This window comes from Rothia sp. CCM 9417, from assembly GCF_048513575.1.
Lineage (GTDB): Bacteria > Actinomycetota > Actinomycetes > Actinomycetales > Micrococcaceae > Rothia.
In genome coordinates this window covers 96311-117821 of sequence record NZ_JBLXXT010000003.1, presented here as the reverse complement: position 1 = coordinate 117821, position 21511 = coordinate 96311, and the positions used below count along the sequence as shown (strand labels likewise).

23 protein-coding genes are annotated in these 21511 nt (G+C 55.6%); 12 read left to right on the top strand and 11 right to left on the bottom strand.

Annotated features, from left to right (window positions below; translation table 11 throughout):
- Positions 1-183 precede the first annotated feature (183 nt).
- Entirely contained in the window at positions 184-750 is a 567-nt protein-coding gene (locus ACN082_RS05830; protein WP_419099912.1) for a hypothetical protein, read from the top strand.
- A 191-nt stretch (positions 751-941) separates the two neighbouring features.
- Entirely contained in the window at positions 942-1673 is a 732-nt protein-coding gene (locus ACN082_RS05825) for a TIGR02391 family protein (RefSeq protein ID WP_419099911.1), read from the top strand.
- Positions 1674-1755: 82 nt separating this feature from the next.
- Here ACN082_RS05825 and ACN082_RS05820 read toward each other — a convergent pair whose 3' ends face one another.
- Positions 1756-1902 (bottom strand): hypothetical protein, encoded by a 147-nt coding sequence (locus ACN082_RS05820; protein WP_419099998.1) that lies wholly within the window; start codon positions 1900-1902, stop codon positions 1756-1758.
- Positions 1903-2211: 309 nt separating this feature from the next.
- Between ACN082_RS05820 and ACN082_RS05815 the strand changes: the two genes are divergently transcribed.
- The 4 genes from ACN082_RS05815 (at position 2212) to ilvA (ending at position 6891) form a co-directional block, all read left to right on the top strand.
- Positions 2212-3114, top strand: a complete 903-nt coding sequence (locus tag ACN082_RS05815; protein ID WP_419099910.1) for an HAD-IIB family hydrolase — start codon at positions 2212-2214, stop codon at positions 3112-3114.
- Between the two features lie 116 nt (positions 3115-3230).
- Complete coding sequence (locus tag ACN082_RS05810) at positions 3231-4130, top strand: Bax inhibitor-1/YccA family membrane protein (RefSeq protein ID WP_419099909.1); 900 nt, start codon at positions 3231-3233, stop codon at positions 4128-4130.
- A gap of 212 nt (positions 4131-4342) precedes the next feature.
- Positions 4343-5623 (top strand): AI-2E family transporter, encoded by a 1281-nt coding sequence (locus ACN082_RS05805; RefSeq protein ID WP_419099908.1) that lies wholly within the window; start codon positions 4343-4345, stop codon positions 5621-5623.
- A gap of 11 nt (positions 5624-5634) precedes the next feature.
- Positions 5635-6891 (top strand): threonine ammonia-lyase, encoded by a 1257-nt coding sequence (ilvA, locus tag ACN082_RS05800; protein ID WP_419099907.1) that lies wholly within the window; start codon positions 5635-5637, stop codon positions 6889-6891.
- A gap of 124 nt (positions 6892-7015) precedes the next feature.
- Here the strand turns inward: ilvA and greA are convergent, their stop codons facing one another.
- Together greA and ACN082_RS05790 are read right to left on the bottom strand one after the other, a co-directional pair.
- Positions 7016-7516: a transcription elongation factor GreA gene (gene greA, locus ACN082_RS05795; protein WP_419099906.1), complete on the bottom strand. Its 501-nt coding sequence runs from the start codon at positions 7514-7516 to the stop codon at positions 7016-7018.
- A 155-nt stretch (positions 7517-7671) separates the two neighbouring features.
- Positions 7672-8109 (bottom strand): DUF4307 domain-containing protein, encoded by a 438-nt coding sequence (locus ACN082_RS05790; RefSeq protein ID WP_419099905.1) that lies wholly within the window; start codon positions 8107-8109, stop codon positions 7672-7674.
- Positions 8110-8223: 114 nt separating this feature from the next.
- Here ACN082_RS05790 and mca point away from each other — a divergent pair, with 114 nt between their 5' ends.
- Together mca and ACN082_RS05780 are read left to right on the top strand one after the other, a co-directional pair.
- Entirely contained in the window at positions 8224-9186 is a 963-nt protein-coding gene (gene mca / locus ACN082_RS05785) for a mycothiol conjugate amidase Mca (protein ID WP_419099904.1), read from the top strand.
- Positions 9187-9294: 108 nt separating this feature from the next.
- Positions 9295-9624 (top strand): hypothetical protein, encoded by a 330-nt coding sequence (locus ACN082_RS05780; protein WP_419099903.1) that lies wholly within the window; start codon positions 9295-9297, stop codon positions 9622-9624.
- 106 nt (positions 9625-9730) lie between these two features.
- On the opposite strand, the gene trhA is transcribed toward ACN082_RS05780, so the two are convergent.
- Positions 9731-10471: a PAQR family membrane homeostasis protein TrhA gene (gene trhA / locus ACN082_RS05775; RefSeq protein WP_419099902.1), complete on the bottom strand. Its 741-nt coding sequence runs from the start codon at positions 10469-10471 to the stop codon at positions 9731-9733.
- A 161-nt stretch (positions 10472-10632) separates the two neighbouring features.
- Here trhA and ACN082_RS05770 point away from each other — a divergent pair, with 161 nt between their 5' ends.
- The 3 genes from ACN082_RS05770 to ACN082_RS05760 are packed head-to-tail and all read left to right on the top strand — an operon-like array spanning position 10633 to position 12461.
- Positions 10633-11394 (top strand): isoprenyl transferase, encoded by a 762-nt coding sequence (locus ACN082_RS05770; RefSeq protein WP_419099901.1) that lies wholly within the window; start codon positions 10633-10635, stop codon positions 11392-11394.
- Positions 11395-11400: 6 nt separating this feature from the next.
- Complete coding sequence (locus tag ACN082_RS05765) at positions 11401-11937, top strand: prepilin peptidase (RefSeq protein WP_419099900.1); 537 nt, start codon at positions 11401-11403, stop codon at positions 11935-11937.
- 38 nt (positions 11938-11975) lie between these two features.
- On the top strand, positions 11976-12461 hold the full coding sequence (locus tag ACN082_RS05760) for an NUDIX hydrolase (RefSeq protein WP_419099899.1): 486 nt from the start codon (positions 11976-11978) through the stop codon (positions 12459-12461).
- A 63-nt stretch (positions 12462-12524) separates the two neighbouring features.
- On the opposite strand, the gene ACN082_RS05755 is transcribed toward ACN082_RS05760, so the two are convergent.
- The 3 genes from ACN082_RS05755 to ACN082_RS05745 form a co-directional block, all read right to left on the bottom strand.
- Entirely contained in the window at positions 12525-13931 is a 1407-nt protein-coding gene (locus ACN082_RS05755; RefSeq protein ID WP_419099898.1) for a class II fumarate hydratase, read from the bottom strand.
- A 69-nt stretch (positions 13932-14000) separates the two neighbouring features.
- Positions 14001-14627 carry a carbonic anhydrase gene (locus ACN082_RS05750; RefSeq protein WP_419099897.1) on the bottom strand — a complete coding sequence of 209 codons (627 nt, stop codon included), beginning with the start codon at positions 14625-14627 and terminating at the stop codon, positions 14001-14003.
- A gap of 97 nt (positions 14628-14724) precedes the next feature.
- A complete protein-coding gene (locus ACN082_RS05745) occupies positions 14725-15444 on the bottom strand; it encodes a DUF4245 domain-containing protein (protein WP_419099896.1) in 720 nt (239 codons plus the stop codon).
- Between the two features lie 200 nt (positions 15445-15644).
- Between ACN082_RS05745 and glpX the strand changes: the two genes are divergently transcribed.
- Positions 15645-16640 carry a class II fructose-bisphosphatase gene (gene glpX / locus ACN082_RS05740; protein ID WP_419099895.1) on the top strand — a complete coding sequence of 332 codons (996 nt, stop codon included), beginning with the start codon at positions 15645-15647 and terminating at the stop codon, positions 16638-16640.
- An 83-nt stretch (positions 16641-16723) separates the two neighbouring features.
- On the opposite strand, the gene ACN082_RS05735 is transcribed toward glpX, so the two are convergent.
- From ACN082_RS05735 to ACN082_RS05720, 4 genes are all read right to left on the bottom strand, one after another.
- Complete coding sequence (locus tag ACN082_RS05735) at positions 16724-17743, bottom strand: lipid II:glycine glycyltransferase FemX (RefSeq protein WP_419099894.1); 1020 nt, start codon at positions 17741-17743, stop codon at positions 16724-16726.
- A 40-nt stretch (positions 17744-17783) separates the two neighbouring features.
- Complete coding sequence (locus ACN082_RS05730; protein ID WP_419099893.1) at positions 17784-19325, bottom strand: LCP family protein; 1542 nt, start codon at positions 19323-19325, stop codon at positions 17784-17786.
- 144 nt (positions 19326-19469) lie between these two features.
- On the bottom strand, positions 19470-20108 hold the full coding sequence (gene purE / locus ACN082_RS05725; RefSeq protein ID WP_419099892.1) for a 5-(carboxyamino)imidazole ribonucleotide mutase: 639 nt from the start codon (positions 20106-20108) through the stop codon (positions 19470-19472).
- A 64-nt stretch (positions 20109-20172) separates the two neighbouring features.
- On the bottom strand, positions 20173-21348 hold the full coding sequence (locus ACN082_RS05720; RefSeq protein ID WP_419099891.1) for a 5-(carboxyamino)imidazole ribonucleotide synthase: 1176 nt from the start codon (positions 21346-21348) through the stop codon (positions 20173-20175).
- Positions 21349-21511 lie beyond the last annotated feature (163 nt).

Genomic DNA, 21511 nt, shown 5'->3' with positions numbered 1-21511 from the left:
TGGTGTGCTGCTCGAACCGTTACCACCGCAGCGAAAATCGGTGACTACTTAGCAGGCGTTCTTCAAGAAATATTAGGATGCAGTGACGCCCTCACGGACAGTATCTCAACTATTCTCAACAGTGGAGGGATACAATCACAGATATCCCTCCACGTGTTTCTCAAATCAAGGGGAGCAGTGCTCATGACATCTAACCAGACATACGATCAGAATCACCCAGAATACGTTTCTTTGTCCGCAGCCTATCTAGGGCACCTGATGACTAGTGCTCTTCTGGCTTTCCTGGCAGGCCTTATCTACTGGTTACTCTCATTCCTCTTCCCTGCCCTTGATTTTGGGGGTCAAAGCCTCGTTGTCTTTATCAGTGCTGTGGTCCTTGGGGGTGAGCTGATTGTGGTGCTGTTGCAACGTCCCTTTATTATCAAGGCGTCTCACGGTGACCCGGGTGGATGGGGCTATGCTTTACCTGAGTTTCTAGTGCTCCCTTGTTTGGCGGGGGTGGGAGCATTTCTAATCTCTCACGAGGCAGTGGCTGGTCTTGTGTGTGCGCTTGTATTCTTTATTGTTTTCGGGGTTGTAGGTTTGTTGTTAAAGCCGTGGAAGCCAGGTTTGTCTCGTGCTGAGATTCGGGAAAGGTATGAGCAGACTAAAGATATGATTCAAGCAGACTGTGCGGATGAAAAATATCGTGATCTAGAGGTTGATTCTGCGCATCGGGATTTATTTAAGAAACGATATTACGATCTGTAAAAGGATGCGGGAGCTTTCTTCCGTGTCTTTTCATGTTCCCAAGCAGAACCTTATCCGGGAAGTGTTCTCCACCTTGGGTTTCCTCTGTCAGTATATTTAAGTCCTCGTGTCAGCGCATCGGCTTAGAACTAAGGGGGGCAAGGATAGCAAATTTTTGCTGAACTCGTCGCCACTGTTACTAAGATAGGGCTATGACAAAGTTAGATAAAAAATGGGCAATCAGGGAAATAGAGCTATTTCTTGAAGTCACCGCTCAAGTCCATCCCCGGACAGCTCCTGGGACCGTTTATCTGGGGACCGTTATGAAAGGCCCCCTGACAGAAGCTTCCGAAAGAGCCTATGTAGTTGAGCAAATTCTTGATAGGACCATCCCCAACTGGAAGCAAGACAGGCCTTCGAATGACAAAGACTTCCGCTGGCTACGTAAACAGGCATCACGAGCAAAAGTAGCTTTAGAACGTGAAGAAGAACTAGCACAAAAACTTGGAGATAACTCGCCTGAAATGGATACCTCAAACCTACATCCTTGGGTATGGGGCAATATTCAATCCTTATGGCAAGGCGGGCACTACCACCAAGCAGTAAGGGATGCTGCAATCCAAGTAAACGCCGAAACGCAGAAAAAACTAGGGCGACAAGATGTCTCTGAAACTAATTTATTTAATCAAGCATTTTCACTAGATGCCCCCAAAATTGGAAAACCTCGGTTGCGTCTTATGGACGATGACGATAGTCGCACTTATCAGAGTATCCATCGAGGTGCGCGAGCCCTTGCTGAAGGTCTGTACTCGGGTATTAGAAACCCCGCGATGCATACCTTGCATGAAAATACGGATGATGAGGAACAGATAGCATTGGAACAGTTGGCGGCTTTTAGTTTATTGGCTCGGTGGGTAGACCAAGCAACAATCATTCAAGTTTAATCCTCAGATGTTGATAGAACCCAGATTAACGTATGATGCAATGTAAAGGAGGGGCAGTCACCGACCACCCCTCCCTCATATACTAGAAAAGCCCCCTGGCAGCACTCCAAGAGATCGCCCTACCAGAACTGAACTTCACCTGGTATACACCGTTACCTACATACGCTTCATCAGTAACAGGATAACCATAAACACTGGTAAAGCCGTTATTCCTCCAATGCCAGTAGATCGCTCCGCGCCCATAGAGAGTATGCGTTCCTGAACTAGGGGACTAAGTGTAGATAGTCTCAGCACCGGTGGCATCAAAACTTATATAAGCGTAGCCGCCTAGAGGGCCTAGATAGAAGTCCATCCTTGGTGATCAGGCTAAAGAGCCGGGGACGATCTCCCTGATTTTCTTTCTAGCGGGGCCTATATACTTGCTTTTGGCAGAATAAGGTCAAGCAGACATAGGGGCTCTGGCTGTGCTGTTTGTTCAAAAGCGCTCTGGTCCCCTGGTCAAGACAAGCCGCTAACCCGTGAGCGAGGAGAAAAACCTGTGGTGAATGACAAGGAAGCGAAAGCCCCCCACCTGTACGCTGTAGACCTTGATGGGACGCTGCTTGCAGAAGATAAAACCTATGACCATGCTCAGTTCGACCGGGTCATGGATCTGCTGGCGGAGCAAGGCTCCTACCTGGCTATCGCTACCGGCAACCAGATGCCCAAGATCCAGCAGTACATGGCTGGACATGAGCACCACTCCAACCTCTACTACATCGCTGAGAATGGTGCCATTATCCACAATCAGGGGAAGGACCTAGCGCTCTGGAGTTTTAGCCCGGAATTGGTTGAGCAGACGCTGAAGGCACTCCAAGCCCACCCCCAGTTCGGTCTTGTTATCTCCTGCCGAAACGGATCTTATGTCCCCCAGGAGCGGCTTGAGCCCATCGCAAGCCTGATCCTTGCCCAGATTAAGGCCAAGGGTATTCAGGTGCCAGACCTTGACGAGAGCAACCCGCTCAGTGCCCTGCGACTTTTCTACCCCAATGCTCAGCTTCTGACAGATCGGAATCAGCTTGCTGATACCGTAGTGAAGTTGGCGCTGACAAGCTCCGGGCAAGAGGATGCTTATGAAACCCTGGCAATGGTTCAAGAAGCTCTACCTGAAGGCATCGTAGCGACCTCAAGCGGTTTTGGGGCTATTGACCTGATTCTTGAGGGCCATCACAAGGGGCACGGGCTAGAGTGGCTGGCTAACCACCTGGGGGTACCTGGGCAGCAGACAACGGCTTTTGGTGATAGCGGCAATGATCTTGAAATGTTCCGCTACGCGGGCCGGGCACTTGCAATGGCAAATAGCGATCCGGTTCTCTTAGACGAGGCCAGCCTGCAGATCGGCTCTCATAAGGAAGGCGCTGTCTTGAACTTTATTGAGGGGGAGCTGACCTCGGCAGGGTAGAACTGAGTTCCCTTATCACGCCCTGAGAAAAAAGGGCAGAAAAAAGATGTTCTATCAGCTAGGCTGGTGAACAAGATATTTACGTGAACTCAGTATCACAGCGAGGAGAACATAGCGTGGCTGGAAACCCACTCATTAACAACATGACTAAGCCTCAGGGGGATCCCCGCTTCGGGCAGTTCGGTGCCGGCGGAACCACCACCGCATCGAACCCTTATGGACAGCAGGCCCCCTACGGCCAGAAGGCTCCCTATGGCCAGCAGGCTCCCTATGGCCAGCAGGCTCCCTACGGCCAGCCCGTATCTGCTGAGCAGCTCAACCAGATGTACACCGCGCCTGCCGCAACCCCAGTAGACACTAATCGTATTACCATCAACGACATCATCGTCAAGACCGGCCTCAACTTTGGTCTGGTCCTTGTGGCCGCAGTTATTGCCTGGCAGTTCCCCATTCTGATGTTTGTCGGTCTGGTTGGCGGTTTGGTTCTGGGCTTCGTCAACGCCCTCAAGAAGCAGGTTTCGCCTGCTCTGGTCATGACCTACTCGGTCATGGAAGGCTTCCTGGTCGGTGGCCTCTCACTCTTCTTCGAGACTTCCTATCCTGGCATCGTTGTTCAGGCGGTTCTGGCAACCGTCATCGTCTTCGGGACCATTCTGGCGCTCTTCTCCTCTGGCAAAATTCGTGCCACTGCTAAACTGACCCGCTTTTTCATGGTCGCAGCTATCTCTTACACCGTTTTCTGCCTGGTCAATCTTGTGACCTCGATGTTCTTTGATTTCAATGCTCGGAGCGTTGAAGTTATGGGTATTCCTCTGGGACTGATTATCGGTCTTTTCGCTGTATTGCTGGCAACCTACTCCCTACTGCTTGATTTCACCCACGCAAGTGAAGCTATCAAGTCAGGTCTGCCCGAGCGCGAATCGTGGCGTATCGCTTTCGGCCTAGTGGTATCACTGGTCTGGCTTTACATCGAGATTCTTCGCGTTATTTACTACATTCGCTCCATGGCTGACTAAGGGTAAGACAACCAATACAGGGAAGGGCAGAAGCTGGGAAACCGGCTTCTGCCCTTCCTATCTCCAAGGGCCTGAGAGCAACCTAGGGCAGGGGCGCTCCTGAGCCTTCAAGCAGCTATTTGTACCCAGTGTGAGCGAGCTTAGTCACTCTCAGAGAAACGACATGGGTTAGTCGGTGCCACAGGTACTCAAAACATGGGAAGATGGACAGCATGAGTAACGACACCTCCCCATCATCTCGATCTAGCTCTGCTGTTAGTCAGCAGCTTCCCTTTGCCTTGCGCGTTGCCTCGGCATGGGCCTGGAGGCTGATGATTATAGCCATTGCAGCCGCAACCCTCTACTGGGCGCTAGCCAAAGTATCGCTCATCATTATTTCTGTGATGATTGCAGCTCTCTTGGCAGGATTAGTATCACCTGTGGTTTACTTCCTGCGCCGATACAGAGTTTCAAACGGGTTAGCAACAGCTATTACCGAAATTGGTCTGATCGCCCTGGTCATTGGGCTTCTAGCCATGGTGGGGCAACAACTAACCGTAGGTTTTTCGTCTCTCTCTGACCAAGTCATAGAGGGCTGGAACCAGCTCCTAGCCCTGCTTTACAACCTACCCATTGATCTGGGGGCAGATAAGGTCAACGAATATATCAGCCAGCTCCTAGCGACCTTGCAAAACAACACCTCGAGCATTCTTAGCGGAGTAGCCAGTGTCAGCTCTACTGCAGCCGATATTGGAACCGGTATGGTGATCGTCCTCTTTACGCTGATCTTCTTCCTCTTAGAGGGGGAAAAAATCTGGCTGTTTATCGTCAAGCTCTTTCCGCGCGAGGCCCGTCGGGCAGTCAACGGGGCCGGTCGCCAGGGCTGGAGATCCCTAGTGTCTTATGTGCGGGTGCAGGTTTTTGTAGCGGCTGTGGATGCGGTGGGAATCGGTCTCTCTGCTTTCTTCTTGGGCGTCCCGCTGGCAGTGCCCCTGGGCGTCTTGGTCTTCTTGGGTTCCTTTATCCCGGTTATCGGTGCCTTACTTACCGGAGCTATTGCAGTTTTGCTGGCCCTGGTAGCCAACGGCCCCGTTAATGCTCTGGTGATGCTACTTATGGTCCTGCTGGTCCAGCAGATTGAATCTAATATTCTCCAGCCTCTGGTCATGGGTAAGGCTGTGTCTCTGCACCCGCTGGCCGTGGTCATCGCGGTACTGGCAGGATCCATGCTTTACGGCGTCATTGGCGCTCTCTTCGCTGTACCCATCTTGGCAGTTACCAACACGGTGATTCGTTACCTTGCGGGACGAGAGTGGGAGAAAGACCCCTATATTCGAGAAAGCGAGTTCCTCTATCCTCACGAGCAAAAACGGTTAGAGCGAAAAGTTATTGCCGAAAAGGTGAAGGAACGTCTTAACCGTATTAAAGAAAAAGAAGGCGAGTTCAAGGCAGAAGAAGCTGCGACAGCTAGAGCAGATACAGGTCCCATGAATCACCAAGAAGCTACCAAATAAAGGGTACAGCCGTGCAAGATACCGCAGCTGAAAAGCTCCACGTAAGCATAGATAAGATCGAAGAAGCAACCCAATTACTCAAGGGTGTTATTGAACGTACCCCGGTTGCTCACTCCCGTGCCCTCAGTGAACAGATAGGTTCCGAGGTGTTTCTCAAATGTGAGAATCTACAACGATCGGGGTCCTTCAAGGTACGCGGTGCCTATGTGCGCATGGCTAGACTGACTCAGGCTGAAAAGGCCCTTGGAGTGGTCGCTGCCTCGGCTGGAAACCACGCCCAGGGCGTAGCCCTTGCAGCCTCTCGCCTGGGGATCTCTGCCCGAATCTACATGCCGCAGGGCGCTGCACTGCCCAAGGTTGCTGCCACCCGCAGCCACGGGGCAGAGGTTATCCTGCACGGCGTTAATGTTGATGAGGCGCTGGCTGAGGCCAAACGTTTCGCTGAGGAAACGGGTGCTGTTTTTGTTCATCCTTTCGATAATGAGGATATTATCGCGGGGCAGGGTACCTTGGGCCTTGAAATTCTGGAGCAGGTTCCTGATGTCGACACTATCCTGGTAGGTGTTGGCGGTGGTGGCCTGCTGGCTGGCCTGTCTATTGCTGTGCGTGAAAAAGAAAAACAGCTCGGCAAAAAGATTCGCATTATCGGCTTGCAGGCTGAACATGCTGCAGCCTACCCACCCTCACTAGCTGCCGATGCTCTGGTGCCCCTCAAAAAGGTATCGACTATCGCTGACGGTATTGCGGTAGGCCGGCCCGGTCAGCTTCCCTTCACCATCATTAAAACCCTGGTGGACGATGTTCATACGGTATCTGAGGACGAAATCGCCCGTGCCCTTATCTTCCTGATGGAACGCAACAAATTAGTTGTTGAGCCTGCCGGTTCTGTATCGGTTGCCGCTCTGATAAGCGGGAGCCTGAAAGAAAAGTACGGTGACCTGGGCACTACCGTCTGTGTTCTTTCAGGCGGCAATATCGACCCCATGCTCATGCTTAAGGTGATTCAGCGAGGCCTGTCAGCCGCTGGGCGTTACATGACTATCAAGATGATGCTCAATGACCGCCCCGGTGAGCTCACCACTATCTCGCGCATCATTTCTGAGCGCGATGCCAATGTGACCGGTGTGGACCACACCCGTGTGGGCGGTGCCCTGTCGATGGGCGATGTGTCCATCACCATTGATATGGAGACCAAGGGCGCTGAGCACTGCAAAGAAGTAATTGCGGCACTAGAGGCCGCCGGCTATCAGCCGATTGTGGTCTACTAAGCCAAGGGTCAGACCCTGCCGTAGCCTGCAAGGACTGCAGAAGCAGCATAGATCCTCAAAAGCCCGGGGGCTTCCCTTCAAGAAGAGAAGCCCCCGGGCTTTTATTTTGCCTCATGGCTGGCTACTAGCCCTGGAAGGGTTTAGCGGAGACGATGGTAACAGGAATCTGCTTACCGTTCGGGGCCTCGTAGGAGAGCTCTTCACCAACCTTGTGCCCGTTGATGGCGGCGCCCATGGGGGACTTCTCAGAGAAGACCTGCAGGTCGCTACCATCGACCAGGGTGTCAGCGACTTCGCGGGATCCCAGCAGGAAGGTCATAGTCTTGCCGCCGATCTTGGCTTCAACGACCATGCCGGGGGTGACAATGCCGTCATCGGCTGCAGGTTTATCTGACACCTGGGCATTTTCAAGCAGTTGCTGGAGCTGCTTGATGCGGCCCTCATTCTTACCCTGCTCTTCGCGAGCGGCGTGGTAGCCGCCGTTTTCTTTGAGGTCGCCCTCATCACGGGCTGCAGAGATACGGTCGATGATTTCCTGGCGGTAGGGTCCAGAGAGGTGCTCTAGCTCAGACTTGAGCTTGTCGTAGGCTTCGGGGGTGAGCCAAGCGCCTTCGCGTTCTGTCATTGTTACTCCTTGTAATCGGTGCGGTGTTAGATTCTCTTGCACCGGCTGAATCTGAGAAAGAGACAGAGCGATAGCCTGTACTCTTTCAAGGTTTTCGTGCCTAGTCTACCCATAGACGGTGGCCGCGCCTCAACTTGAGACGAGATAGCGGGCGGTTAGGGGGCTTTCCAGCAACTGTCAACGGTCGTGGTGGTAGCTTCGCCCAGTACCCGTAGCTGTACGGTTTGAACCGAAATGCCGTTGCCGTTCTGGTCCGTGTAGGGGCCCACTGCTACTTCTTTCCAACCTACGGGCGCGCCCGCTGAGTTGAGCGCTTTGACGGCGCAGATGGCGGTGTCCTCGGGGTGTTTGCTGACCTCAAAGGTTAGCTTGACCTCATCGGAACTAGTCAGGGCGAACCCCACATCACGGGCCGTTGGCTGGTCGTTGGCATCGAGCTGTACCCACAGAACGAAAGCCCCACCGATGACAGCCGCTATGAGGCTGAGCATGTACCAAAAGCCCTTGGATAAGGGCTTTCGCTGGCGGGCTGTACCGTAGCGGTCTTGGAGCTTGGTGGCGGCCATGGCCGGGCCTTTCATACGGGGTAACATGGGGTGCTATCTTCGGGTTTCTGGCAGGTAGAATTGACCAGTGTGTTCGAGTGGGTAGCACTCCTTACGATACCCCAAACACCGGCCTGTCACCTTGCCTAAGAGAGTTATCGTATGACCGTAGCAGAAATATCTACCCCAGCCTATGACCCGGCCCTGGTGGCTCCCCTGAAGGATGATTACACCGGCCTGCGTATTTTGGCTGTCCACGCCCACCCTGACGATGAATCGTCAAAGGGAGCCGCAAGTATGGCAGCTTATGTAGCTCGTGGTGCCCGTGTGATGGTTGCATCGATGACCGGTGGCGAGCGCGGAGATATCCTGAACGCTGAGGTAGAGAGCGACCCTCTTGCTCACCGTGATTTGGCGGGTGTTCGCCGTGCTGAGATGAAGCAGGCCGCTGAGGTCTTAGGGATTGAGCACCGCTGGATTGGTTTTGTCGATTCTGGGCTTCCCCAAGGTGATCCCTTGCCCCCGCTTCCCTTTGGCTCTTTTGCCAGCCTGCCGCTGGAGCAGGCTGCGGCTCCTTTGATCCGGTTGGTAAGGGACTTCAAGCCCCACCTTATTCTGACCTATGACGAGATAGGTGGCTACCCGCACCCGGACCACATCATGACCCACCGGGTGTCGATGGAGGCTTTCCAGAAGGCGGGGGAGCCCGGTGCTTACCCCGGGACCGGTCAACCTTGGAAGGTTTCTAAGATTTACTATGACCGCGCTTTTAGCCTGGACCGTATGAAGGCTTTTAACAGCTATCTTGAGGCTGAGGGTCTTGAGTCTCCTTTTGCCCAGTGGATTGCAATGTCCTTGGAAGAGGACGCTGAGGGGCACCGGCCCCCGATATCCCGGCACCAGACTACTACCCGCATTAACTGTGCTGACTTTTTTGAAAAGCGTGATCAGGCTCTGCTGGCTCATCGTTCCCAGGTGGCGCCGGACTCCATATTTTTTGTGGTATCGCCCGAGATTCAGCGGAAGATTTGGCCTTTTGAGGACTATGTGCTGTCTCATTCCCGGGTGGGCACCGAGTTACCCGAAACCTGTATTGCGGCTGGTATCGACTTCACTGCAAGCTAAGTGCCTTACCTAGCTGTCATCGCTTGGGGCAACCTGGGCGCGTAGAATGGTTTACGGTCCTACCGGCCGTGCCCGCTTTTAACCCCCTCAACGGAGGACATCATCACCGTGTCAGCACTGACTCCCTTTATTCTCCTCGCCGCTGAGGCTACCCCCACCGTTATTACAACGGTGAACCCGGACGGTTCTTTTAGGGGCTCACCCGGCATTATTGGCTTTATCGTGACTTCTATTATGGCTCTTGCCATTATCTTGTTGGGTCTTGATTTGACGCGCCGTGCCCGGCGTCTGCGGTACCGCAGTGAGTACGCTATTGCGCGTGAAGCTGAGGAACGTGCTACGGCGGAGGCAGCCGCTGCTGGGCAGCAGGGCCAGGTTGTTCCGACAGTTCGTGATGAGGCTGTTGTTGCTCAGGATCATCTGCGACGCCCGCACTAGAAAAACGGTCTGATAGCTTTACCGGTCCTGTGGGAGGCGGTACCCCATGCCGGGTGCCCGCCCCGTGCTATACCGGGGGATGCGTACAACTGGCTCCCTAGGCTAGCTAGTGCAATAGGCTGATAAGAACTGCAATGTAGTGCTGGATAAAACCCAGCACGGTGAATACATGGAAGAGCTCATGGAACCCAAACACCTGGGGCAGTAGGGCCGGTTTTTTGGTGGCGTAGAAGCCTGCCCCCACAATGTAGGTGAGCCCACCGGTAGCAATGAGGACGGTGGCCGTGGGGGAGACCTGCCAGAAGTCACCCAGGAAGAAGACAGCGATCAGGCCCATGATGACGTAGATCGGGGTGTAGAGCCAGCGGGGTGCCCCCGTCCAAAAGATTCTGAAGAGGGACACTGAAAGCGCACAGCCCCAGATAACCCAGAGCAGAACGGAGCGCTGGGTGCCTGTCAGCAAGGTGAGAGCAATGGGGGTGTAGGTGCCCGCAATCAGGAGGGTGATATTTGCGTGGTCAAGCCGTTTGAGCACCATACGCGGGCCGGCGGACCAGTAGCCCCGGTGGTAGATTCCCGAGGCGCCAAAGAGCAGGACCCCGGTGAATGCAAAAATTGCGCAGGCTACACCCAGGGTGCCACCGCCAGAGAGAAGAATCAGAATAATTCCGGCGACAAAGGCGATAGGGGTAAAGCCAGCGTGAATCCAACCGCGCAGGAGCGGTTTACCGTGGGTACGGTAGAAGTCCATGATTTCTTCTTGGACCTGGGTGACTTGAGGTTCTCGATACGTATTCTCTAATGCTTCGGTTCCACCGGTCTGGGAATTGCCAACATCTGAATCCATATACTCAGTATGGCAGGTTAAGCCGGCTTGGTTTGTTACCTGCCAGAAATAGAATGCGGATCTTCGAGCTAGGTTTGTACTGGTGGGGTCAGCCGATGTGCGACACAGGGTAGAATGAGCAGGGTAGAACTCACCATGCACCGTCTTTTCAGGAGCCTTACATGAAGTTACCGCAACCTCTTTATACGGTCTATGAGCGGTCGCTAACAGCAGGGATTCCTGGCTCAAAGCTACCCCAGCACATTGGTGTGCTGGTTGACGGCAACCGCCGCTGGGCAGCTCTCTTGGGGGAGAGTACCAAGCACGGTCATGAAGCCGGTGCCGCCCGCATCATTGAGTTTCTCGGCTGGTGTACCGAGCTTAAGATTCCTATGGTGACTCTCTACATGCTTTCTACCGAGAACTTAAAACGTAGCAGCGAAGAGCTTAATGATTTGGTAGAGGTCATCGAGGGGTTCGCGCAAAAACTTGCTGCCGCTCAAATTGCGCGGATTAAGGCTGTGGGCCGTCTCGATTCTCTCCCCGAGAGTCTGCGTTCCACTCTTGAAGAGGGAGAGAACCAGACCGCCTCGCTGTGCGGGCTTCAGGTAAATATCGCCGTCGGGTACGGCGGTCGTCAGGAGATTACCGACGCGGTGCGGAGCCTGCTCCGTGAAGCAGCCGAGCAGGGCGCCAGCCTTGAAGAGCTTTCCGAGAAGGTCACCATTGAAGATATCTCCCGCCACCTGTATACCAGCGGCATGCCTGACCCGGACCTGCTGATCCGCACATCGGGGGAACAACGACTTTCCGGTTTTATGACCTGGCAGTCGGCTTACTCTGAGTTCTATTTCTGTGAGGCCCTATGGCCCGATTTCCGCAGGGTAGATTTCGTGCGGGCCCTGCGTGACTACGCCCAGCGTCAACGCCGTTTCGGCTCTTAATCGAATATGGTGCACGAGCTTTATCAGTTGCTAGCCCATGCTCTGGCAGGTAGCTGGCAGTCAGGCTTAGCGGCCCTCCTGATGGGGTGGGTGGCCGGTTACTACTTTCTCTGTGCCACTCGCCTGTGGATTATCGATGCGCGGGAGCACCGCCTGCCTGACCGGATTGTTCTGCCCATGTACGCGCTAGTCGGCCTGCCTCTACTGGGGGTTATCCTGCTGACAGCCCCCGATAGCTTTGAGACTGCCCGCCAGACTGCTTACTCCGGGGTGATCATGGGGGGCTTCTACTGGGTGATGCGCCTTGCTTCTGGCGGGGCCCTCGGCTTGGGCGACATCAAGCTTGCCGGTGTCTTGGGTCTGCTCCTGGGCTACTTCTCCCCGCTTAACCTGCTCTGGGGCAACCTGCTCATCTTCCTCCTGGGCGGCCTCTACTCCCTGGCACTGATACTCACTGGCAGAGCACAGGCCAGAACCCATATAGCCTTTGGCCCTTTCATGCTCTTAGGCACCACCATTGCCTTGCTATTCCCCGCTACCTAATGTGCCCCCGTCCCGGTCGCTCCCTGAAAGGAGACCCCATGCCTACCCCAGACTTCATCACCCAGCTCCGTAGCAAAGTCGGCCACGAGCTCCTGTGGCTATCGGGTGCTACCGCGGTTATCCAGCGTGAGAATGGCGATATCCTCCTGGTACGCCGCAGTGATAACGGTCAGTGGACTCCGGTGACCGGCATCGTTGACCCCGGGGAAAGCCCCGCCCTGACCTGCCTACGCGAAGCCCAGGAAGAGGCGAACGTGGTGATTGAGGTGGTTGCCCTGGGGCAGGTCAAAGCGGACCCGTCCATGACCTTTGGTAATGGGGATCGCTGCCAGTTTCTGGACCACACTTTCTATTGCCGCTATGTGTCAGGAGAAGCCACCGTCAACGACGAAGAATCAAGCGAGGTACGTTGGGTGCCGCTAGAAGACCTCACCCAGTTCTGTAGCCCGCGCATGTTAGACCGCATCGACGCGGCCCTCAAGCACCGTCAGGGCGCCCGCTTCGACCTTCTCTCCCACCCCTAAGACAGCCAAAGCCCCGGCCCATACAAGGGCGCCGGGGCTTTGCTCTTAGCTAGCGGGGGGAGGTTAGAAACTACCCAGCATCTTGGTGACATCGAGTGCCTGATCGAGCTGTTCTTCGGTGACCTCACCGCGCTCAACGTAGCCCAGAGCAATCACGGCTTCGCGGACGGTAGTCTTATGAGCTACCGAGTACTTAGCGATCTTTGCAGCGGCCTCGTAACCAATGAGCTTGTTCATGGGGGTCACGGTGGAGGGCGAAGCCTCCGCCAGGAATCGAGCACGCTCTACATTTGCCTCAAGCCCGTCAATCATCTTATCGGCCATCACACGCGAGGTATTGGACAGCAGACGGATCGATTGGAGCAAATTAGCGGCCATGACTGGAATACCCACATTCAGCTCAAAAGCACCGTTGGTCGATGACAGGGCGATAGTGGTGTCATTACCGATGACCTGGGCGGCAACCATAATGGCCGCCTCACAGATAACGGGATTGACCTTACCAGGCATAATCGAGGAGCCGGGCTGAAGGTCGGGAATATGGATCTCACCCAGACCGGTATTGGGTCCCGAACCCATCCACCGAATATCGTTATTAATCTTCATGAAAGAGTAGGCGATATTGCGCAGCTGGCCAGAGGCCTCAACCAGACCGTCTCGGTTGGCCTGAGCCTCAAAGTGGTTGCGTGCCTCGGTCAGGGGCAGGCCGGTTTCCTCAGCCAAGAGTTCAATCACACGCGCGGAGAAACCATCAGGTGTGTTAATGCCGGTACCGACAGCGGTGCCACCCAGGGGTACCTCAGCTACGCGGGGGAGTGAGGCATGGATACGCTCAATACCGTAACGTACCTGAGCTGCGTAACCGGAGAACTCCTGGCCTAGGGTCACGGGGGTAGCGTCCATCAGGTGAGTGCGGCCGGACTTAACAACGTCCTTGAACTCAAGAGCCTTACGCTCGAGTGACTCAGCCAGGTACTCCAGCGCAGGGACCAGGTCCTTGAGCAGAGCCTCGGTAGCTGCCAGGTGGACGGAGGTTGGGAAGACATCGTTGGAGGACTGAGAAGCGTTCACATGGTCGTTGGGGTGAACCTCAATATCGTTACCGGACAGGGCTCGGTTAGCCAGGGTGGCGAGTACCTCATTGGTGTTCATATTCGATGAGGTACCGGAGCCGGTCTGGAAAACATCGATGGGGAAGTGCTCATCGTAGGCACCCGAAGCTACCAGGTCAGCGGCGTCGCGGATAGCCTGGGCACGGGTAGAGTCAAGCACACCGAGCTCTTCATTGGCGCTCGCAGCTGCTTTCTTGATGAGAGCTAGAGCACGAATGTGGGCGGGCTCCAGAGTTTGACCTGAGATGGGGAAATTCTCAACGGCACGCTGGGTCTGGGCACGGTAGAGGGCGCTTTTGGGGACGCGAACCTCACCCATAGTGTCGTGTTCAATGCGGTATTCAGTGTTTTCAGTCATAGCTATAGCTTAGTACGTTTGCGTGATGCCTGTCGCATCCGAGTCGGAAGATGACAGCTGAGAAGAGCACTAAATTGTGATGAGTGGGGAGGAGGAATAGACCAGGTCGGCTTTGCCATCAGCCAGATGGTAAAAAACCCCGATGACGGCAATACTGCCATCCTCGATACCTTCTCGGATAATCCCGGACTGTTCGGCAATACGGGCTGCTGTTTGGCGAGTGTGCTCAACTACCATGTCGCTGATACTGGCATTTTCCGGCAGTTCGGGGGAGATAACTGAGGGCAGGATTCCCTCTACCAGGTTGCGGATAAAGCCCGGTGGCATAGTCCCGGATTCGAGAGCCTGCCTGGTTGCCGTAATTGCACCGCAGGCATCGTGCCCCAGTACCATGATGAGATGAATGTTGAGTTCACCGGCTGCGTATTCTAAAGAACCTAGAACGGCATCATCGAGTACCTGCCCGGCAGTACGAACCACAAAAGCATCGCCCAGACCCAAATCGAAAATAATCTCAGCTGCCAGGCGGGAGTCCCCACAGCCGAAAATAGCGGCAAAGGGGTACTGCCCATCGACCAGTTCAGCCCTACGAGTAGCGTCTTGATTGGGGTGGGAGCGTGTACCCGCCACAAAACGGGCGTTGCCTTCTACCAGGCGTTCCCAGGCCTGGATGGGGGTTTCAATGCTGGTACTCATGCTGGGCTTCTTTCCGGCGATCAATCTGTTGAAGACTAACCTAGCAGGCAGTTTCCCGCTCCCGGCAGATGAACTGCCACTTATCTTGTGGTGTGTCCTAGCGGATGCCGCTGGAGGGCGTGGGCGCGACTGTCGAGGTAGGGGAATCCATGTAACTGACTGTTGCTTCAATCAGGGCCTGGAACTCAGAGGCTTCAGCTTCTCCCTTGAAGATGAGAGTGGTTCCCTTGACCTCTCCAATGTAGAAAGTAGTCACCTTAGATTTATGGTCGGGATCAGCCAAGGACCGGACTTCCCATTCGAGGGATGCTACGTTGACCCTAGCCTCCGGTACCGCATTGCCTACGGTCTGGGCTATCCAGGTGGGGTTGGTGTTGGTAGCTTGAATCAGCTCAATGAAATGGTTGGTGGGTGTGACCTGGCCGGTTGACCAATAGTTGATACCATCCGCTTGGCCGGTGACCCAGCGGGCATAGTTGTAGTGCCAGCCCTGCTGCTGGGCAGCCGCCACCGGGTAGCCTGCCTGGTCACTGGCCTCATAGGCTGCAAGGGGTAGGTCTACTGAGGGGCGGTAGGGGTTCTTGTTGGGCTGCGGCATGAGCCAGATAACCGGTAGCAGAAGAAGAACCATGACCACCATGGAAATCACCATATTGCGCGCTGGGGCGTTGATGCGCTGGGCCTGCTTTTCTGTGATCTGGGGCAGGACACGGTCATCACCGTTCTCCGGTGCGGTAGCTGATGGCTGGCTGTCGTTGCCAGCTAGCTGCTGGGAGTCTGTGGGGCGCTGGGGGTCAGGAGTCATGGATGAAGTCACGTCTCCTATTCTCATATACGAAGTGGCTCCTACGCCAACCGAGGTTCATTGTGTCATATAGCCGATTTAGCTGGAGCGGACGGGGTGGGGCCATGAAAGGCAGAGATGAAACGAGTAGGCTAGAAGGTATACGGCGCAGCGAAGCGTCCCAGTGCGGTGTTGCGCCTAAAAATAATTGATAAGAACTCGAAGGTGAGAAGATGTCCCCAATAAGCAAGGAAGACCGCAATCTCGCGCTCGAATTGGTGAGAGCTACAGAAGCGGCAGCCATTGCGTCCGGCCCCCTGGTAGGTGCCGGTGATAAGAACATGGCAGATGGAGCGGCCGTTGATGCCATGCGTGCCCGTTTGAAAACCGTTCAATTCAACGGAACCGTTGTCATTGGCGAGGGCGAAAAAGATGAGGCCCCCATGCTCTTTAACGGCGAGCAGGTGGGTGACGGTAGCGGAACCCGCTTTGATGTTGCGGTCGATCCGATTGACGGTACCCGCCTTACCGCTCTGGGCATGGATAACGCTCTTTCGGTCATCGCGGTAGCCGAAAGCGGAACCATGTTTGATCCCTCCGCTGTGTTCTACATGGAGAAACTGGTCACCGGCCCTGAGGCCGCCGATCTGGTTGATTTGCGCCTGCCCGTCAAGCAGAACCTGCACCTTGTTGCTAAGGCTAAGGGCACCAGCGTTAGCCAGCTGACCGTATGTGTGCTGGACCGTCCCCGCCATGCCAAGCTGGTTGAAGATATTCGCGCCACCGGTGCGCGTACCCGCATGATCCTGGACGGTGACGTTGCTGGTGCTATTGCAGCTTGCCGTGAGGGCACCGGCGTGGACCTGATGATGGGTATTGGTGGTACCCCCGAAGGTATTGTTTCGGCCTGCGCTATTAAGGCAACCGGTGGCATCATTCAGGGCCGTCTGGCTCCTACCGATGAAGCGGAGCGCCAGAAGGCACTGGACGCCGGACACGACCTCGATGCGGTTCTCACTACCGATGACCTGGTTACCACCGATAACTGCTTCTTTGCCGCAACCGGTATTACCGACGGCAAACTACTCCGCGGTGTACGCTACGGCCGCGACACCGTAACCACCCAGTCGCTGGTTATGCGCGCCAAATCAGGTACTGTACGCCTGATTGAAGCTGAACATAAGCTCTCCCGCTACTCAGAGGTTCTCTCTTGCCTGATGCAGGGCTAAATAGCCACTGAGATAAAAGATAAAGCGCTGGCCCACCGATAGGAGTATCGGTGGGCCAGCGCTTTATGTCTTAGCTTAGGTATTTACTTACCCAGCTTGGTACCAAGAGCCGCTAAGGTGCCCTTGGCCTTGGGAAGGACTCTCTCGGTAGCAAGGCTCTTGCCTTTGCCCGCAAGCTCACGGGCTGAACGGATGCCCTTGTAGGCCCTGTATCCGTTAGTAGAGACGGGCAAATCCCAGGTGCCGGGGAAAGACACTGAGGTGCCCCCAAAAGATTTCTTAAATTTGGTAAAACCAGCCCATTCGTGGTCGGGATCATCGGTGGGGGCAATACCAAAGAGATCCATGTAGCTGAGGCCGGACTCTTTAGCATCGAAAATAATATGTGACAGGAGCGGGTTGCCTACTGTGAGCCTGCGGTGCTCAAAGGAGGTCGCTGCGTGCGCATAGGTGCGAGTGTCATCTGAGTCGTAGCAGAGTGAAGCGCCGATCGGCTCTCCGTCAGCCTTAGCGATGAACAGGTTGGCCGCCCCCGCGGGCATCAGCACCTCAGCGACCGTCCTGAGGTAGTCGTCCTGCTGGCGGTTGAAGCCCAGGCGGTTAGCGGTCTGGTCCAAGTAGCCTAGCAGAATATCGACGTCTGCTGGGTTCTGAGACTTCTCGAAAGAAACACCCTTCTTGTGGATATTTCGGTGCAGGTTGCGGTTGGTTGCTGACATCCCCTTGAGAATGTCCTCTTCTGACTGAGTCAGATCAATGACCTGGGTGTGGGCCGGCTGAATCTGGCGAGGAGAGAGCTTGAAACCCTTGGCCGCAAGGAACGCTTGGCCACTAGGCTCACCCCAGATAGCGCTGTTAGTGGGTTCAACCCGAATAAACCAGCAGTTAGCGTCAGATGCTAGGTGCTTCATATCGGCAATAGCGGCATCGAAAGCTACTTCATTGTCAGCTTCGGGGCCGTAGGGAGCATAAAGATAGCGGCCGGTTGAACCGCCTTCCAGGGTGGCCATATATCGCCAGCCCTCACCCTGACCACGGAAAACTTGGTGGCCGTTTGCTTCTTGGAACTTAGCCCAGATATCTGACTGCAGGATATTACTCATGCTCACCAGCTTACCGCCTTTAGCCACAGGCTTTCTGCTCCTAAGGTACTGAGCAGGTCCCGTTCTCGCTCAGCTCAGCGACAGGCTGGGCGCGGTAGGCCACGGTTTCAATGACAGGGACACCGTTTGCCTCTGCGGCGGCGGAGACCGCTGTGGGCTGGATACCCTGGGCTGAGTCCGCAATTACCTGCTGGATGGCGGCCTGGAGCTGGTCAAAATCGGGGTAGGTGGGGAACAAGGCGTCAAAGTAGGGAGGGCCAGCCGCAAACTGAATGAGGCCGTAATTCTTGGACTTAAGAGCCACATCGCCTAGGGCCGCCAGGCCGTTTTGGGGCAGATTGGTCTCGATGACCTGCTCACCGGCAGCGGTGATATCGGCAAACTTGGTGAGAACGTTGGCAGGATCAAGCTGTTTGAGCATAGCGGCCTGCACACAGCGCTGGCGGGCCTGCCTGTCGTAGTCACTGGCACCCTCACGGGAACGGGCATACCAGAGCGCATGGAAACCATCAAGGTGTTGAACACCCGGCTCAATATAGCCGTCAATGGGGTTGGGCAGGCCGGTAATCTCATTGGTGCCGCCGCCAATGGGTACACGACCACCCACATCAATAGTGATACCGCCCAAGGCATCAATGAGCTGTTCGAAGCCTGACATATCAATGAGTAGATAGTTCTCTACGGTAATTCCCAGAACCCCAGAAACAGCGTCCATGGTGGCCTCGGCCCCGGGATCCTCAGCACCGGGATAAAGGTCAGCATAGTTAGCTGTGACAGTGGGGTAGAGGGCATTGAGGATGCACTCATCACCGCAGTTAAAACCCTCGGGGTAGACCTGCCAGAGCGGTGAGTTTTCCTCAAAGATAGCGTTCTGGAGGTTACGCGGAACCGAGATAGTGATGGCCTGGCCGGTTTTGGCATCAATAGATGCAACGGTCATGGAGTCGGGGCGGCGGCCCACACGGTCGGCCCCGGCATCACCACCCATGAGAAGAATGTTGTAGCGACCGTCCTGTTCTTTAAGCTGGGTCCCACCGGCAAAGATATTGCCCAGGACACCGCGTCCTAGCCAAGTGACGTAAGCGCCGTAGGTTAGGCCTCCACCGGTCACCAGAATTGAGGCTATGACTGCCAGCGTTACCAGAGTCTTGGAGCGGCCTTCGAGTAGGCCTGGGCGGATAGCTAATAGGGTATCGACCAGAAGGAGCACCCAGCCTGCGGCCAGCAGAATCAGCAGGCCGGTGACCAGCATGAGCGACCAGGCGCTTGTCAAGAGTGAAAGAACCAGGGTGCGGCGTACCGCCCACAGCATAACCAGCAGTATAACCAGCGCCCACATGGACAGGGTGACGATGAGTGCTCTGCGCCCCAGCACCCTACGCCCGGTCAGGAGCTGGGCTGAACCGGGCAGAACCAGAGTAAGTAGAAGTAAGACCCAGGCGCGGCGTGATCGTACCCCCGCCGAGGCCTTTTCTGGGTGGCGCAGAGGATCCGTGTAGAGAGGCTCAGCAAGGTGTTGACCACGCCCCCGGGTGCCACTAATAGGCTCGGGTGCCAAGGGCTGGTTACTCTGGCGGGACATAGGGTGCCTCCCTGAAAATGATGGTTCACAAGAAGCCGGTGTGGCTGAGTAGAAAACTACTCAACCACACTAGCGAAAGAAACTGGGTGCTAACGGGGCGCGCGGTGAGAAAAGAGTTTTTATTCTGCTCACCTCTGTCGCTCTTTAGGGGGCGTAGGGTGTTTTAGGTCCCTCATCGGTAGGCTTGGTAGCGGCCTTGGGAGCTTGCTGTGAGAGCGCAGGCCGGGGAGCGGATTCATCGAGCTCGTCTTTGTACTCCTGGACCTTAGCGCGCAGGGCTGAACCCTTGTCCTGGGCGCTTTGGCGGAGCGAAGCGGCAAAATCGACCAAATCTGAGCGGACCTGGCGGGCAAAACCGTCATCGCCTGAACCCAGGATTCGAAGGGCAAGCAGGCCAGCGTTGCGGGCACCGTCGATAGAGACGGTTGCCACGGGAACCCCTGCGGGCATCTGGACGATTGAGAGCAGTGAGTCCATGCCGTCGAGGCTCTTGAGTTTGATCGGCACACCAATCACAGGCAAGGGAGTCACCGAAGCCAGCATACCGGGCAGGTGCGCGGCACCGCCGGCACCGGCAATAATCACGCGCAGGCCCCGTTCGTGGGCCTTACGGCCGTAGGCAATCATGTCTTGGGGCATACGGTGGGCGGAGACAACATCGACCTCGTAGGGGATGCCGAACTCTTCCAGAGCCTGAACGGCGGCTTCCATGACCGGCCAGTCAGAATCGGAGCCCATCACAATACCGACGATGGGGTTGCTTGAATCGTAAGGGGAAGCCATGAGCGCTCCTTGGGGTTGGTGGCCTAAAGCCGGGTTACTAAAGATTGAGCATCAGACCGAGCCCTTAGGCTAGGCCGTTGGTGAGTAGGGAGGCGGCCTGGGCTGCCTGCTGCCTCAGGTCGCTGAGTTCAGCGCGCGACCCGGTCAGGTTAATATGCCCAATCTTGCGACCGGGCTTAACCGCCTTGCCGTAGTAGTGCACTTTAGCGGCCGGGTAGGCTTTCATGAGGGCGGGATAGACTCCAAAAATATCGTCGTTGGTTCCACCCAAGAAATTCTTCATGAGCGCCACCTCGCCCTTGATCGCGGTACTACCGAGGGGATAGTTGGCTACCGCGCGGAGGTGCTGCTCAAACTGGCTGGTGACTGAGCCATCCTGGGTCCAGTGGCCAGAGTTGTGGGGGCGCATGGCGAACTCGTTGATCAGGAAGCCGTGATCACTGCCGGGTACTTCAAAGAGCTCAACGGCCATAACGCCGGTAACACCAAGCTCGGTTGCTACCGTAACAGCGGCATCCTGGGCCTTCTGGGCTACCCGGTCACTGATGCCCGGTGCGGGGGCCATGACCTCATCGCATACGGAATTGACCTGGATAGATTCGGCTACAGCCCAGGGTTCAACCTGGCCGGCATCGTTGCGGGCTACCAGGGCAGAGAGCTCCCGACTGAAAGGGACCTTTTCTTCTGCAAGCAAGGCAGAGAAATCAGTGCGCTGGGGGAGTTGCTCAAACCAGGAGGCAGATTCTTGGGCCGCCTGCTGAGCAGAATCAAGAACCATGACCCCCTTGCCGTCGTAACCGCCACGAGGAGTCTTCAGCACAAGCGGCCACCCGATGCTGTCACCAAAAGCCAGGAGCTCATCGAGGGTTCTTACCTCGGCCCAGCGCGGGTTGGGTAGCCCCAGCCGGTCAACCGCCTTACGCATCTGAATCTTGTCCTGGGCATAGACCAGGGCGGAGGGACGCGGTTGGACGTTGATTCCCTCAGAGATTAACCGTTCCAGCAAAGCCGTGGGAACGTGCTCATGGTCAAAAGTGAGAACATCAACCTCGCGGGCAAAAGCCGCCAGAGTTTCGTAGTCGCGGTAATCACCAATCGGTGCCTGCGCGACCACCGCACGGGCACATACTCCCGAATCTTCTGCCAGAACAGTCAGGTCAAAGCCAAGTTCCGTGGCAGCAGGGGCCATCATGCGGGCCAGCTGGCCACCACCAACAACACCAATTTTGGGTCCAGTCATAGGGTAGGTCACATCCACTAGGCTACCCGTGCGCAGGGGGCTTGTAAAAGTATTCCCCACATGATGAAGCGCTTGCCTGGTATGGATGCCTGGTATGGAGATTATTCCCAGCTAATCCACCGGCACATGTAAGCAAAAAATACTCTTGAGAGCTAAGCGCCTG

Coding starts and splice junctions, on each gene's coding strand:
- ACN082_RS05770 (WP_419099901.1), top strand. CDS start 10,633: ATGAAGTTACCGCAACCTCTTTATACGGTCTATGAGCGGTCGCTAACA.
- mca (WP_419099904.1), top strand. CDS start 8,224: ATGACCGTAGCAGAAATATCTACCCCAGCCTATGACCCGGCCCTGGTG.
- ACN082_RS05720 (WP_419099891.1), bottom strand. CDS start 21,348: ATGACTGGACCCAAAATTGGTGTTGTTGGTGGTGGCCAGCTGGCCCGC.
- ACN082_RS05760 (WP_419099899.1), top strand. CDS start 11,976: ATGCCTACCCCAGACTTCATCACCCAGCTCCGTAGCAAAGTCGGCCAC.
- greA (WP_419099906.1), bottom strand. CDS start 7,516: ATGACAGAACGCGAAGGCGCTTGGCTCACCCCCGAAGCCTACGACAAG.
- ACN082_RS05730 (WP_419099893.1), bottom strand. CDS start 19,325: ATGTCCCGCCAGAGTAACCAGCCCTTGGCACCCGAGCCTATTAGTGGC.
- ACN082_RS05825 (WP_419099911.1), top strand. CDS start 942: ATGACAAAGTTAGATAAAAAATGGGCAATCAGGGAAATAGAGCTATTT.
- ACN082_RS05755 (WP_419099898.1), bottom strand. CDS start 13,931: ATGACTGAAAACACTGAATACCGCATTGAACACGACACTATGGGTGAG.
- ACN082_RS05765 (WP_419099900.1), top strand. CDS start 11,401: ATGGTGCACGAGCTTTATCAGTTGCTAGCCCATGCTCTGGCAGGTAGC.
- ACN082_RS05790 (WP_419099905.1), bottom strand. CDS start 8,109: ATGTTACCCCGTATGAAAGGCCCGGCCATGGCCGCCACCAAGCTCCAA.
- ACN082_RS05750 (WP_419099897.1), bottom strand. CDS start 14,627: ATGAGTACCAGCATTGAAACCCCCATCCAGGCCTGGGAACGCCTGGTA.
- ACN082_RS05805 (WP_419099908.1), top strand. CDS start 4,343: ATGAGTAACGACACCTCCCCATCATCTCGATCTAGCTCTGCTGTTAGT.
- ACN082_RS05735 (WP_419099894.1), bottom strand. CDS start 17,743: ATGAGTAATATCCTGCAGTCAGATATCTGGGCTAAGTTCCAAGAAGCA.
- glpX (WP_419099895.1), top strand. CDS start 15,645: ATGTCCCCAATAAGCAAGGAAGACCGCAATCTCGCGCTCGAATTGGTG.
- trhA (WP_419099902.1), bottom strand. CDS start 10,471: ATGGATTCAGATGTTGGCAATTCCCAGACCGGTGGAACCGAAGCATTA.
- ACN082_RS05830 (WP_419099912.1), top strand. CDS start 184: ATGACATCTAACCAGACATACGATCAGAATCACCCAGAATACGTTTCT.
- purE (WP_419099892.1), bottom strand. CDS start 20,108: ATGGCTTCCCCTTACGATTCAAGCAACCCCATCGTCGGTATTGTGATG.